Origin of the sequence: Geomicrobium sp. JCM 19055, from assembly GCF_000698185.1 — a bacterium.
Lineage (GTDB): Bacteria > Bacillota > Bacilli > Bacillales > Marinococcaceae > Geomicrobium_A > Geomicrobium_A sediminis.
The window spans coordinates 1-14,406 of record NZ_BAXL01000002.1; the positions used below are offsets into that span (position 1 = coordinate 1).

At 43.0% G+C, this 14,406-nt stretch carries 12 protein-coding genes and 2 pseudogenes; all 14 read left to right on the forward strand.

Annotation, left to right across the window (positions count from 1 at the left end; genetic code table 11):
• Positions 1–296 precede the first annotated feature (296 nt).
• The 14 genes and pseudogenes from JCM19055_RS02275 (at position 297) to JCM19055_RS02320 (ending at position 14,405) form a co-directional block, all read left to right on the forward strand.
• Positions 297–2,489 (forward strand): DUF2252 family protein, encoded by a 2,193-nt coding sequence (locus tag JCM19055_RS02275; protein WP_042358356.1) that lies wholly within the window; start codon positions 297–299, stop codon positions 2,487–2,489.
• Complete coding sequence (locus JCM19055_RS02280) at positions 2,450–3,079, forward strand: S-layer homology domain-containing protein (RefSeq protein ID WP_265181744.1); 630 nt, start codon at positions 2,450–2,452, stop codon at positions 3,077–3,079. The genes JCM19055_RS02275 and JCM19055_RS02280 overlap by 40 nt, the downstream gene beginning before the upstream one ends.
• A 17-nt stretch (positions 3,080–3,096) precedes the next feature.
• Positions 3,097–4,602, forward strand: a complete 1,506-nt coding sequence (locus JCM19055_RS22375) for a hypothetical protein (protein ID WP_052365800.1) — start codon at positions 3,097–3,099, stop codon at positions 4,600–4,602.
• A complete protein-coding gene (locus JCM19055_RS31070; RefSeq protein WP_370542952.1) occupies positions 4,589–4,795 on the forward strand; it encodes a hypothetical protein in 207 nt (68 codons plus the stop codon). Before JCM19055_RS22375 ends, JCM19055_RS31070 begins: the two co-directional genes overlap by 14 nt.
• Complete coding sequence (locus JCM19055_RS28065) at positions 4,728–4,952, forward strand: hypothetical protein (protein ID WP_265181681.1); 225 nt, start codon at positions 4,728–4,730, stop codon at positions 4,950–4,952. The genes JCM19055_RS31070 and JCM19055_RS28065 overlap by 68 nt, the downstream gene beginning before the upstream one ends.
• Positions 4,942–6,498 carry a polyphosphate kinase 1 gene (gene ppk1, locus JCM19055_RS02290; protein WP_152549705.1) on the forward strand — a complete coding sequence of 519 codons (1,557 nt, stop codon included), beginning with the start codon at positions 4,942–4,944 and terminating at the stop codon, positions 6,496–6,498. The genes JCM19055_RS28065 and ppk1 overlap by 11 nt, the downstream gene beginning before the upstream one ends.
• 1 nt (position 6,499) lies before the next feature.
• Positions 6,500–6,703, forward strand: coding sequence for a hypothetical protein (locus JCM19055_RS26105; protein ID WP_265181682.1), 204 nt, complete (start codon positions 6,500–6,502; stop codon positions 6,701–6,703).
• Positions 6,704–6,891: 188 nt separating this feature from the next.
• Positions 6,892–7,951: pseudogene (locus JCM19055_RS02295) on the forward strand (tartrate dehydrogenase).
• A gap of 11 nt (positions 7,952–7,962) precedes the next feature.
• Positions 7,963–8,610, forward strand: coding sequence for an SDR family NAD(P)-dependent oxidoreductase (locus JCM19055_RS02300; protein ID WP_370542953.1), 648 nt, complete (start codon positions 7,963–7,965; stop codon positions 8,608–8,610).
• Complete coding sequence (locus tag JCM19055_RS31075) at positions 8,564–8,704, forward strand: SDR family oxidoreductase (protein ID WP_370542954.1); 141 nt, start codon at positions 8,564–8,566, stop codon at positions 8,702–8,704. Before JCM19055_RS02300 ends, JCM19055_RS31075 begins: the two co-directional genes overlap by 47 nt.
• Position 8,705: 1 nt before the next feature.
• Complete coding sequence (locus JCM19055_RS02305) at positions 8,706–10,130, forward strand: aldehyde dehydrogenase family protein (RefSeq protein ID WP_042358358.1); 1,425 nt, start codon at positions 8,706–8,708, stop codon at positions 10,128–10,130.
• 16 nt (positions 10,131–10,146) lie between these two features.
• A pseudogene (locus JCM19055_RS02310) lies at positions 10,147–11,087 on the forward strand (bile acid:sodium symporter family protein).
• Between the two features lie 126 nt (positions 11,088–11,213).
• Complete coding sequence (locus JCM19055_RS02315; RefSeq protein ID WP_042358359.1) at positions 11,214–12,536, forward strand: short-chain fatty acid transporter; 1,323 nt, start codon at positions 11,214–11,216, stop codon at positions 12,534–12,536.
• 474 nt (positions 12,537–13,010) lie between these two features.
• The gene (locus JCM19055_RS02320) at positions 13,011–14,405 is read left to right on the forward strand and encodes an MFS transporter (RefSeq protein WP_042358360.1); all 1,395 of its coding nucleotides are present in this window, start codon (positions 13,011–13,013) and stop codon (positions 14,403–14,405) included.
• Position 14,406 lies beyond the last annotated feature (1 nt).

Sequence of the window (14,406 nt, forward strand, 5' to 3'; positions counted from 1 at the left end):
CTCCTCCGCGGCATAGAAAACACGGTGATTGCGAAGCAGGAGCCGATGTTGCCCTTGTGCCAGGGGTGCAAGCATCCGCCTGCAGTGGAAATCATAGCTCTAGTATAGTTTATTAAAAAGAACGTACGCTCGAATTTCGAGCGTACGTTCTTTAATTAGAGACTTTTTCAGTGGTCTCTCCCAAACAAGACGCTTTTTTAAGATTGTATAGAGAGTTTGTTAATTTTTCCGAATACGGCAATTCAATCGCTACAATGAAGAGGAGGAGGGGAAGAGAATGAAAAAAATACATAGGAATGGCAAGCGTGTTTCTGTTGGTCGGATTGTCGACGACAGACCTTGCTGATGCAGAGGAATTAAACTTGAAAGAAGCAATACCTGATGAGGCGTTGCGGGATGCGATTAAAGCTTCATTAGAGACAGAAGAGAGTATCATCGATGAAGCAACGCTAGAACAGCTTGTCGAATTGGATGGTGCCCGAGGCCAAGGAATTGCTGATTTAACTGGGCTGGAGTACTTTACGAACCTAGAAGACATTGAGCTACGCTCCAACGAGATTACGGACCTTGGTCCACTGCAACAGTTAGACAACCTTGAAAGCATTGACCTTAGGCAGAATCATATTCGTGATCTTGCTGCACTTGAAGGGCTTACAGGCTTGTTGAACCTAGATCTTCGAGGGAACGCGGTCTCTGATTTATCAGCACTAAAATCACTCGTTCATCTAGAAACACTCGATCTTAGACAGAATCAAATCACGTCGATTGAACCGTTAGCGGGTCTATATCACTTAGAAGAGCTAAATCTTCGTGAAAATAGTGTTCATAATCTACAACCACTCCAGCAATTGGTTGAATTAAAAGAGTTGAATTTACATACGAACCGGGTAAATGACTTAAACCCAATCTCAAATTTAGAAAAATTAGAAGTGTTAACGCTCCGACGTAACCAAGTAACCGATCTCTCTCCACTTCAGTCATTGCTAAACTTAAATGACATGAATTTACGTGACAACGACATTGATAGTCTAGAGCCGTTAGCGTCCCTACCTAGACTCACCGAGCGTTTGCACGTAAGGGGGAATGATCGATTAACCGACTATTCACCTGTGGAATCGTATTATGCCAACATTAAAGACGTTGATTTTATCTTGCGACCGCTCATGCCATTTCCATTAGAGCGCTTCGACACGCAAACGAGTGCTGAACGACAACGATCCATTTACGAATCACTCGTTCGTAACAACAGCCATTTTAAAGATGAGTCGATTTTTGAACAGAAGTTTCAAACGATGAATACAGGCATGTTTTCTTTTTTCCGAGGCTCTTCTCACTTGTATGCCGATGATGCGTTACGAGGGAATATGGGAGTTCCTGATGCGTGGCTTAAAGATGATGTGAACACGTGGATTACGGGTGACTTCCATGTAGAGAACATTGGTTTTTATGGAAATGGGAGTGGTGAACCTGTTTTTGATTTTAACGATTTCGATGAAGTGGTTTATGCACCGTTTTACTATGATCTCATTCGTTATGGTTCAAGCTTAATAAAGTTAAATGATATCGCACCCGGCTTACAGTTGAGCGATGATGAGATCAGTGAAGTCATTACTGAATTTGTAACAACCTATACGAATCACCTTCAAAAAGTGGCAGACGGTGAGATTGAACCGAAACAATTTTCATTCACGCCAGAGCATACAGAAGGATTTGTGAAGGAAACGGCTGAAGAGTTACAGTCCATTTCGCAATTGGACGAGCTGAATACGTGGACGACAATGATCGGTGAACAAAGACGCTTTGAGGAAGACAACCCCCGTTTAGCCGCAGCTTCTGAAGCAGAGAAAACAATGATCAACACGTATTGGCAAAACTATGTGGATGCACAAACAAACGTATATGATTTAGATGAGAAGCACTTTGAGATAAAAGACATCGTTCGTAGAACGAATGCAGGCCTTGGTAGTCTTGGATACGATCGTTACTACGTGTTAATTGAAGATGCGAGTGACAGTGAAGATGACGATATTATTTTGGATGTGAAGGCTCAAACAAAAGCACCTTTTGAAGAAGAAGCGTCAATGCAAACCCCTCATGCAGAGCGTACGATCACGGGTGCAAAAGCTTTGTTACCAGACAACCATAGTCCATATTGGGGAATGTTGGACACTGAAGAGCAATCGTATTCAGTACGTGAGCGCTCTCGTTATAAAGAAGAATTTGGTGAGGCATCGTTCGAGTCAAAAGAGCAGTTAGAAAGTGTCGTGCGACATAGTGCACAAGCAGCTGCGATTGCCCACAGTCGCGCCAATCCGACATTTGCTGAAAACGCATCCCGCGCGATTCAAAGTTGGGAAGACTTTGAAGGTACCTTAACAGAGATTTCTGTTCAGTATTATGGTCAAGTGATTCATGATTATAACGTGTTCAGCGCGCAATATACGAATGGATTTTTTTTGCTGGAAATCCGTATGTTCCAACGTTATTAGACTATGAACTTCGTGCAAATTATCAAGACGTTTCTGAAACACATTATGCAATCGACGAAATCAATGCGATGTACGCACTTGAGATCATGACAGGAAACAGCTCAGGACAATTTATGCCTGCACGTCATACGACGAGAACACATTATACCGTGATGCTCGTTCGAGCATTTGGATTAAACGGTGATGAGGCATCGTTTGACCAAGCACTTTCCTTTGCCGATGTTGATGAAGATACGTGGTATGTGAATGAACTGTCTGCAGCGTTAAAACACGGACTGATTCAAGGATACAGCGATGGGACATTCCGAGGGGAGCAATCGATCAGTCGCATCCATAGCATTCGAATTCTAGGAAGAATGCTTGAGCATACGTTTAATATGGATCCTGAACAATTCGATGAGGCACCTTTTACAGATCTTGACAATATCGATGAAGAGACGCAATCTTATGTAAATGCTCTTTATCACATGAATGTTTACCAAGGAAGAGACGGTGTACTCTCACCTAGTGAGCGCTCTTCTCGTGCACAAACTGCGGTTGTATTCTATCGTCTATTAAATGAGATGCAATCGCTACAAACTACACGCTAGTTAGGGGCGAACGGCAATTGGATGCAGCGATCATTACGATCAGTTCTCAAATCATGACGTTAAAAATCTATGAAAGTAAGACAAGAATGGTTGAGGAGACGTTGCAATTCCGTGTCTCGATTGGACATGATATTTATCATGCTGGATTAATTGAATTAACGACATTAAAAGAGATGTGCCGAGGGCTAGAAGGCTTTCGGCTCAAGCTCGAAGAATTTGCGATTAAAGAGGCGCTCGTTTTTGCTACAGCGTCAATTCGTGAAGCGGAGAACGCGTTGTATGTAAAAGATTATGTGTACAACAGAACCGGATTTTCTTGGTATTGGTTAGACAATGCGGAGGAGAGACAATACCATCAGTTAGCAGTAGCTGACCATGTCCCTGATTATCAAAAACGGCTTAGAGAAGGCGCATTGCTCGTTGATATTGGAAGCGGCAGTATCCAATTGACGATGTATCAACAAGAAAAGCTCCTATTCTCCCAACATGTGAAGCTTGGTCCTCTTCGAATTCAAGAAGTCGTGACCCGTATGGAGAATCAAATTGATCGCCATCAAGATTTGATTGAAGATTACATTTTGAGCAAAATTGAAAGTTTGCAACCGATCATTGAGTCTACTAAAGAATTAAAGCATTTAATCGTATTTGGCACAGATTTGAAGGCATTTAACCAATTGTTCCAGGCGTACGATCAATTAACCGTTGATCATTTTCATGAAGTCTATATACAGTTACATGAGAAAGAACCGCGAGCGTTTGCGACGGAGTTCCAAGTATCAAGAGTCGAGTATTTGCAACTTCTGCCGTCCGTAATTATTTTGAAGCTCATGTTGCAGTGGACAAATGCTTCACAGTTGCATCGTTCGGAGTCAGATTTGTGTGACGGATTAATTGCTGCACAAAATGAGCGAGCACTACTGGCATTTGAGCAAGACTTAATGACGGCGGTCTGGCGTATTGCCGAACGTTTTCAATGCTCGAAGTTGAACAATGATGCTGTGCTAATGTATGCAACGCGTGTGTTTGATCAGACAGAGGATATCCACAATCTCTCAAACCGCGAACGTTTATTGCTACAGATAGCCTGCATTCTACGAAACATCGGGAACTTAGTTTCTATGAATCACCATTATCTTCACTCGTACTATCTGATTAACGAAATGGAAGTCATCGGACTGTCAAACAGAGAGAAACAAATCATTGCCCATTGTGTTCGTTATCATAGCAGTTTGACCCCATTAAATGACACGTTACATTTTCAAACGTTACCTGAACAACAAGCGGTCATCATCGGTAAGCTAACGGCAATTCTGCGAATTGCCGATGCGTTAGATGATAGTCGACAACAGAAGATTTCCCGTGTGAACGTCACCATTGAAAAGCAGAACGTTCATCTCGATCTCTATTCGAATGATGAAATCACGCTAGAAAGTTGGGTTTTATCGAATAAAGCCTCGTATTTTGAATGTGTATTCGGTATGAATTTTACGTTTAAGGAGATTCGAAGCAATGTTCTTGCATAATAAGTACATCAATCGGGAGTTTAGTTGGTTGGCCTTTAATGAACGGGTGTTAGATGAGGCGAGAGATCGATCCAATCCATTGATGGAGCGTTTGAAGTTTTTATCGATTACTGGGAGTAATCTTGATGAGTTTTTTTATGGTGCGCGTTGCAACGTTGCACCATCAAATGCAAATGTCAATTTCAGATGTTGATATTGCAGGTATGACCGCGACTCAGCAAATCGAAGGCATTTATGATTGGACACAACAAATGGTCCGCAAGCAGTACAATACGTATTCCTACATGTTACTGCCTGCTTTAAAAAAGCTAGGCGTAACTTTTTTTATCCATCTCGGCGATGTCTCCTGAACAGCAGAAGAAGCTTCATCTCTATTTCAAAAAGGAGATCTTCCCAGTGTTGACGCCACTCGCTGTTGATTCATCACGGCCGTTTCCTTTCGTGTCTAATCAATCCATTCATATCGCGGTTCGACTTCAAAAGAAGGACGATCCAACGAGTCCAGTAAAGTTTGCGACAATCGAAGTTCCTTCTGTACTGAGTCGAATCGTCCAAATACCTTACAATGAGGCGCGGGAATGGGTGTTGCTTGAAGATGTGATTCAATTTTTCATGTCTGATCTGTTCCAAGGATACCGCATCATTGAAAGTTGTTGCTATCGTGTTATTCGCGATATGGACATCGAGGTCGAAGAAGGCGATGCAATTAATTTATTGAATGAAATGAAAAAGCAACTTCGCATTCGAGAGCGAGGCGAAGTGCTTCGGCTAGACGTAGAAGGGTCCATTTCTAAAGAGATGCATCATGAGCTAACACATTCGTTCTCAATTGCTGACAACATGATTTTCATACTGCGTGGTCCCGTTGACCTGACGTTTGTACCTAAGCTTGCCCCATTATTGCCCGAAGATGGATCGTTGTATTACAAAGAGTACGTCCCGTATCTCGATGCAGCTCTCGACGATGGAGAGATTTTCGAACAGCTTAAAGAGGCGGATTACTTGTTGCATCATCCTTACGAATCGTTTAAGCCGATCTTAAACTTATTGCAACAAGCAACAGACGATGACGCTGTGCTTGCAATTAAAATGACGTTATATCGGGTTTCTGGCAATTCGCCGGTCATTCGCCAACTTGAACAAGCAGCAAAACGGGGAAAACAAGTGACGGTACTTCTGGAATTAAAAGCTCGGTTTGATGAAGAGAATAACATCCTTTGGGCAAGGCAATTGGAGAAGGCTGGTTGTCATGTGATTTACGGCGTCTTAGGGTTGAAAACCCATGCGAAGCTATTGCTCGTAGTGCGTCGTGAAAGTGATGGCATTCGCCGGTACGTGCATTTAGGTACTGGGAATTATAATGATCAAACGGCGAAACTTTACACTGATTTTGGACTGATGACGTCGAATCGGCAATTAGGCTTTGACGTTTCCGCGTTGTTTAATATGTTATCTGGCTTTGCTGAGCCTACACTCTTTAACAAACTCATCACAGCGCCTTACTCGTTACGCAATCAAGTGCTTGAGTTTATCAACGTTGCCATAGAAGATCAGAAGCTCGGGAAAAAGGCGTCGATTGTAATGAAATTAAATTCCTTATCTGATCAGGCAATTATTGATGCGTTGTACAAAGCATCAGCAGCAGGGGTTACGATCCGTTTACTGATCAGAGGCATCTGTTGCCTTCGTCCGAACGTGGATGGCTTGAGTGAGAACATCGAAGTTCAATCCATCGTTGGACGTTATTTGGAGCACACGAGAATGTTTTTGTTCACGAGAGAAGACGGAACAAACGTGTATCTATCAAGCGCTGACCTTATGGTTAGAAATTTAGATGCTCGTGTGGAAACGATGTTCCCTATTGACGACAACGCTGCAAAAAAACCGGATCGTTGAAATGTTCGAGAAGATGTGGCTAGATAATGTAAAAACGAGGATCTTACAAGAAGATGGCAGTTATAAGCGAGTAGATAAGCGGGGAAAGAAGCGGTTAGACGCACAAGCGCACTTTCAAACAGAAGCCGAAGACAAACGCTCGCAGCAACGAAACGAAGAACGGCCCATGTATCCGTTGCGTCCGCTTGATCGCAATACGCAGTAATATATTCACCTTTAGAAGCGCTCCTTACGGGGCGTTTTTTGATGTGGATGTACAGATAAATACGTAATGAAGTATAAAATTCACTATTTTATAAAAATATTAGAGGATCTACGATCTAGATCATGAATTAGGTAAAGGAAAGATTTTTTTTACAAACTACAAAAGTGCTTACAGATGAGGTGGGTAATGTGAAGAAGTTCGATGTAGCTTGCATGCCAGGAGATGGTATTGGGGTCGAAGTCGTACCAGAAGCAATGCGAGTGTTGGAAGCTGTGGCAAAGATTCATGGAGGGCTCACGTTTTCTTTCGATACATTTGATTGGAACTGTGATTACTACGTTCAACATGGACGAATGATGCCAGAAGATGGGCTCGATCGATTGAGTCAATATGATAGTGTCTTTCTCGGTGCTATTGGAGACGTTACGAAAGTGCCGGATCACATATCCGTTTGGGAGTCGATCTTGACGATTCGCCGGGAATTTGAACAAGCCTTAAACATCCGACCTGCGAAGATCATTCAAGGAGTTCATTCACCACTCGTTAATCCGAAAGAATTTGATTTAATCGTTGTTCGGGAAAACAGTGAGGGAGAGTACAGCACAGTTGGCGGAAAGATGTATAGAGGTAAAGATGAAATCGCTGTTCAGAACAACTTCTTCTCACGCCGAGCGATGAGTGAAGCGATGCACTACGCTTTTGACCTTGCAAAAAAACGAAAGGGTCACGTGACAAGTGCAACGAAGTCCAATGGAATTTACCATTCGATGCCGTTTTGGGATGAAGTGTTTCAAGAAGTTTCAACAGATTATCCACATATTTCGACGGATTCACAACATATCGACGCGCTTGTGGCGTTTTTTTGTAACGGACCCGTCACGATTTGATGTGATTGTAGCCTCGAATTTGTTTGGGGATATTCTAACAGATCTCGGAGCGGGGATTATGGGAAGTGTCGGAATTGCACCAGCGGCAAACATTAATCTTAATGGAAAGTATCCGTCAATGTTTGAGCCTGTTCATGGTTCAGCGCCTGGTATTGCTGGAAAAGGGATTGCTAACCCAATTGGTCAAATTTGGACTGCTAAATTGATGCTCGATCATTTCGGAGAAACGGAACTCGGGGACCTTGTCATGGATGCGATCGAGAAGGTCATTCAATCAAGACGCACGACCAAAGACATCGGTGGAACGTTGTCTACAAAGGAAGTCACAGACGAAATACTATCAGAATTAAACAACTATTAGGGGGCAGTCCTATGAAATTAAAGAATAAAGTCATGATCGTTACTGGAGCAAATGGGGGAATGGGGAGGCAACTAGTTGAGGATAGCTTAGCTGAAGGTGCGATTGTTGCGGGCTTTGATTTAGCAGAAAATGCCCCGAACTCAAATGATCGTTATTTCTATCAACGTGTCGACCTTAGTGTGGAAGAAGACGTGAATCGTGCGTTTTCAGAAGTGATGACGCGTTTCGATCAAGTCGATGCGCTCGTCAATTTAGCTGGAATTGCTCAATCAGCAACACCGCTTGAAGACGTAACATTAGATGATTGGGAAAGAATTCATAAAATCAATTCAACATCTGTTTTCTTGACGTGTAAAGCGGCAAGCCGTGTGATGAAGAAAGCGGGAAGTGGTTCGATTGTGAATGTGGCATCCGTCTCGACTGTAAGGCCACGTCCTGGTTTGAATGCATACATTGCATCGAAAGGGGCTGTTGTCTCATTCACTGAAGCGATTGCGATTGAGCTAGCCGAACACGGAATAAGAGCAAATGTTTTGCACCCAGGACCTGCTGATACAGCGATGATTAGTCAATTTGCTGGTGTTGATCAGAAAATTGATGAAGTCAAAGAGAATGTCTTCAAAAAAAAGCGTCCCGCTCGGACGGCTCATCCGACCTGAAGATATTAGCACAGGCATCATTTATTTATGTAGTGATGATGCGAGTATGGTTACGGGTACGACATTACGAATTGACGGGGGAAGGGGGCTGTAATATGCAAAAGCCAATGTATATCAATGGCGGTTGGGAAAAGCGGGATGAGGAGCTCATCGTTTTAGATCCTGCGACGAGAGATGTGCATTATTCGGTTCCTAAAGCGAGTGTTCAAGACGTCAATGAGGCTGTAGAGGCGGCACATCACACGTTTCATTCCTCGACGTGGCGCTCATTTAAACCGCACGAACGAGGCTATTGTCTACATAAGGTGGCGGCTGACTTACGGGAGCGTCTTGATGAATTCGCTATGGCTGAAACGTTAGACGTCGGTAAACCACTCAAACAAAGTGAAGCAGATGTCGAAGCGGCCGCCCGTTATTTCGAGTATTATGCAGCGATGGCTGATAAAGTGCTCGGTGAAACGATTCCAGTTGAACCGGGGATTTTGGATTATACCGTACGAGAACCGCTCGGCGTTACGGCTCATATTATCCCTTGGAACTATCCGATTCAAATTACAGCGAGAAGTGTTGCCGCAGCCATTGCAATAGGGAATACGACGGTCGTTAAGCCAGCAGAACAAACACCGAGTACGGCACTTTTGTTAGCAGAGAGCATGGAGAAAGCAGGGATTCCTACAGGAGTTTATCACGTAGTGACGGGTACAGGCCAAGAAGCCGGACAGGCGTTAGCAAGTCATCCGCTCGTGCGCCATATTGCCTTTACCGGTTCAGTGAAGACTGGAAGTACGATCATGCAAACCGCTGCGAAGCAAATTACACAAGTCACGCCCGAGTTAGGTGGAAAGTCACCGCAAATTGTCTTTCGTGATTGTCACTTCGAGCAAGCGGTACAAACGGTCACGAATGCCATTACGCAAAACGCTGGGCAAACGTGTTCGGCAGGTTCGCGGTTAATTATTGAGGCATCGTTAGAAGAACGATTTGTTGAAGCGTTAAAGACAAGCTTTGAAAAGCTGAGCATCGGGCCTGGCATGGACAATCATCAGCTCGGACCGATCATTACCGATGCGCAAGTTGAACAGATTGACGGATATGTGAAACAAGCCAAAGCAGATGGTGCGACGATCGTTACGGGTGGAATGAAGCAAGATAACTATTATTATCGACCAACAATCATTACGAACATCGATGCAAGTCATCCCATCGCGCAAGAAGAAGTCTTCGGGCCTGTCATTACTGTTCATCCATTCACGACCGAAGAAGAAGCCATTTCCCTCGCGAACGGAACGGATTATGGTCTCGTTACAGGGATTTGGACGAATGATATAGGACGAGCCCACCGCATTGCAGAAGCCGCGGAATCAGGCCAAGTGTTTATAAATAACTATGGTGCTGGTGGGGGAATCCAAATGCCTTTTGGTGGCTATAAACGAAGTGGTTATGGTAGAGAGAAAGGCTTGGAAGCATTGCAAAATTACACGCAGCTTAAAAACGTTGCAGTGTCGTATCGTCAATCTTAAGAATTGAGGTGTGGGTATGAGCGGTGTCCAAAAATACTTTGCTTTTATCGTTGTCGGTTTCAGTGTCATTGCGTTACTATACCCGCCACTGTTTAGCTGGTTAAGCCCATACATCCCATATTTATTAGGGGTCGTCATGTTGGCAATGGGGTTAACAATTAAACTTCGAGATTTCACGATCGTCTTTAAGCGACCACTTCCAATGCTTATTGGGGGTGTTGGGCAATTCCTCATTATGCCGTTGATTGCGTTTGGGATTGCGATTCTTTTACAGTTGCCTCCAGAATTAGCGGCAGGACTTATTTTGGTCGGTGCCTGTCCGGGTGGTACCTCATCCAATGTAATGGTTTATCTAGCAAGAGGAGATGTCGCATTATCGGTTGCGATGACAACAGTGTCAACAGTCATTGCACCGATTATGACGCCTTTAATGATTCTGCTGCTGGCAAATCAGTGGATGCCAATTGATGCAGGTCTATGCTTTTGTCAATCGTCCAGGTGATTATCGTTCCTGTTAGTCTTGGAATTCTCATCAACTATATTTTCCCTAAGATTGCAAGTGTTGGACGGACAGCACTTCCGAACATTTCGATCTTTGCGATTGTGCTGATTGTGAGCGCCATCGTAGCTGTAAATCAAGAGAACTTAATAACGGTTGGGTTACTTCTATTCGTAGCGGTTATTCTTCATAACGGTTTGGGGTTGTTTGTCGGTTATATCGTTGCCAAATGGTGTGGACTTAACGAAGAGCAACGACGTACGATCGCATTTGAAGTTGGGATACAGAATTCTGGGCTTGGTGGAACACTAGCAACCTTACATTTCAGCCCATTGGCGGCTTTGCCAAGTGCGATTTTCTCAGTTTGGCAAATTATCTCGGGACCGATTCTCGTCTCGTTTTGGAATCGCGGGAAGAAAGGAAGAGGTCAGTTAAGTTCTAAAAAGCGTATTGTCTAAATGTATCATCAAAACGCGAGTCGAAAAATTTAGGGCTCGCGTTTTGTTATGGAGCCAGTTGTTCTTTCTATTTCAATACCATAATGATAAGATTATTCAAAATAATAAGAAGGGAATGGCGGAATAATGTTTACTGCGCTTACAAGGTTCTCAGACAGGCTCGTACAACGGTATTTGCCGGATGCATTTATTTTCGCATTAGTTTTAACATTGATCGTTTTTCTATTAGGAATCTTCATTACACCGAACAATCCTGTACAGATGGTTCAGCTCTGGGGTGATGGTTTTTGGGGTTTACTTGAATTTACGATGCAAATGTCACTTATCGTTGTAACCGGTTACATATTAGCGAACACGAGTATCGTCAAATCAATTCTTGCTCGTTTAGCCCTTTTTGCTAATACCCCAGGACAAGCGATCATGCTCGTTACATTTGTTGCGTGTATCGCTTGTTTAATCAATTACGGGTTCGGTCTCGTAATCGGGGCATTGTTTGCAAAGCATGTTGTACAACAAGTACCTACGGTGAACTTTCGCTTGCTCGTCGCGTCTGCATATAGTGGCATGATCGTATGGCATGGTGGCTTGTCTGGATCAATTCCATTAACAATTGCAACTCCCGGACACTTCTTGGAAGATACGATGGGAACGATTGCGATTCAGGATACATTGCTTGCTCCATTTAATATCTTTATCGTCGTTGTTCTTGTCATTATGTTGCCATTAATGAATCGTTTGCTCATGAGAGCTGCTGACAGTACAACAAAAATTGAACCGATCGTAATTCAAGAAGAAGCAGCGGTGAAGGAGGAACCGTCGGAGAATCTCACACCGGCAGATCGCTTGGAAAACAGTCAAATCATTTCGATTGTTATTGGTGGTTTAGGACTTATATTTGTAGTCATACATTTTATTAATAATGGATTAGATCTGAATATTAACATCGTGAACTTTGCGTTCTTGTTTCTCGGTATTCTCTTCCATCGGACACCAAGAAGGTTTTTGAAGACTGTGTCTGAAGCAGTCAAAAATGCAGGAGGAATCATCATACAGTTCCCTTTCTATGCGGGAATTATGGGAATGATGGTAGGATCCGGTTTAAGTGAAATGATGTCGGTTATGTTTATAGCGATATCTACTGAGTTTACCTTTCCGCTGTTTACGTTCATTTCCGCTGGTATTGTGAATTTCTTCGTTCCTTCGGGTGGTGGTCAATGGGCGGTTCAAGGTCCAATTATGATGAGTGCTGCCTATGAAATAGGAGCGGAACCTGCTCGTGTGGCGATGGCAGTCGCTTGGGGAGATGCATGGACAAACATGATTCAGCCGTTTTGGACGTTGCCGCTTCTTGCAATCGCTGGATTAAAAGTTCGTGACATTATGGGATTCTGCGTCATTATTCTTCTCTGGACGTTTTTCCCGATTGCTATTGGGTTGCTTTTGATTTAACTTACTATTGATTTGTAGTAACTTAAACCACATTCTCTCCACTAGTTCTTACCTCAAATTAATCAATCACGTAAAAATAGACGAATGCTTAAGCTGGCCTGTTTAGGACTAGCTCAAGCATTCGTTTTGCTAGTTTTATGACCTCGATCTTCGTCCCTTATCCCCTGCAATATCAATTCCTTTGGCACATTCTCACTCTCTAAGTCTTATCCTCTTAAAACATAACACCTTTCACTCCTATAGATCATTATCCTATTTGAATTATGGCGCAAAAGATCGATTTTCAATGGACGATAGATGTATGAAGTACGGTGTCATTTCAGTTTTCTATGCCAGAACTCATAACTGGAAATTGAATCCAAAAGACTAATTGACAGTGATTATCATTCTCAATTAAAGTGAGAGTAGATGAAAACAAGGAGGCGATGATCGTTAGAACGGTTAAATACGATTTCTCAAAAAGACAATAACAAGATGTTGCACAACAAAGAGAAACCAACGTATATAGTCGTTGCCGCCATCATTGGTACAGGATTTGCCTTAGTTGTTACCAATAGTGCATTTAATGTACTTATTCCAGGTTTATCGAACTTGTATAAGATAAAGACATCGGAAGCAAGCTGGTTAATTACGATCTACTTGTTAGCGATGACGGTAACGATGCCAATTGCTGCGTACCTATCAAGAGTTTGGGGGAGGAAGCGATTATTCACTAGTGGAGCTCTCATTTTGTTTGCATCCTCAATATATGGCGCTTTATTCTATGATTCTTTTATTACGATTGCCTTCGTCAGATTGTTGCATGGCGTAGCGGCAGGAATTATGATTCCCCTTTCGCTCGTCTTGCTGTTCTCTCTTTACCCGCAATCCTTTCACGGGAGGATTTCAGGACTGTGGGGGCTCGTACTAACAGCAGCACCTGCAATCGGACCATTCTTAGGCGGAGTACTAATGGATTTGGGTAAGTTCCACTATTTATTCTGGTTCATGGTTCCTTTTGCACTATTTGTAAGTTTCATAGGTGTCTTGAAACTACCAGAGCAACGAGCAGTACCAAGGAAAAAGACGAGTCCATATACAATTGGCGTGTTCGCCTGTTCGTTGCTATGTATCTGTTTAGGATTACAGCTGATGGGCACGACAAACCTTACGTATTGGTTGCCCTATCTTTTCTTAATTCTAGGAATTGGTCTACTGTATCTATTTTTAAGAAATCAGAGAAATGCTTCTGAACCTATGATTGCCTTGCACTTGTTTCAGAATCGTCTATACACAGCGTCGGTCGTCATTGTGACCGTGCAACATTCAGTCATGTTTGGTGTATTAATTCTATTTCCCCTCATGATGCAAGATGTATTTTCTTACAGTGCAAGTGTTACTGGTGCACTGTACATCCCTGCTGCAATCTTTGCGAGTCTGTTTGCTTGGTATGGAGGACGAAAAATCGATCAACAATCGACATCTTTTGTCAAAATAGGCATTCTACTAACCGCACTTTCTATCCTACTTCTAGCGTTCGTTCCAATCCATGCATCTTTACTTGTATTGATTGTCATTATGGCTATTCGGGGGATGGGAATGGGCCTATCGAACTCGCCCGTCGTAACGATTGGTCTGCATGCACTTGAAGAGAAAGATTGGCATGATGGATCGGCGTTATCCAACACGTTAAAGCGGCTTTCATCGATGGTAATGGTCATATTCATAACGATGTACTTTGATTTAAGGTGGACTGCCCTTGAGGCAACAGTGACCGTGACAGAGGCTAAATGGCAAGCACTTCAAGAGCTTTGGCTGTTACTCGGATTTCTAATGATCGTGACGTTACCGTTAACTAAAGTTATTAAAAATCGAACGAAAACTAGGTGAG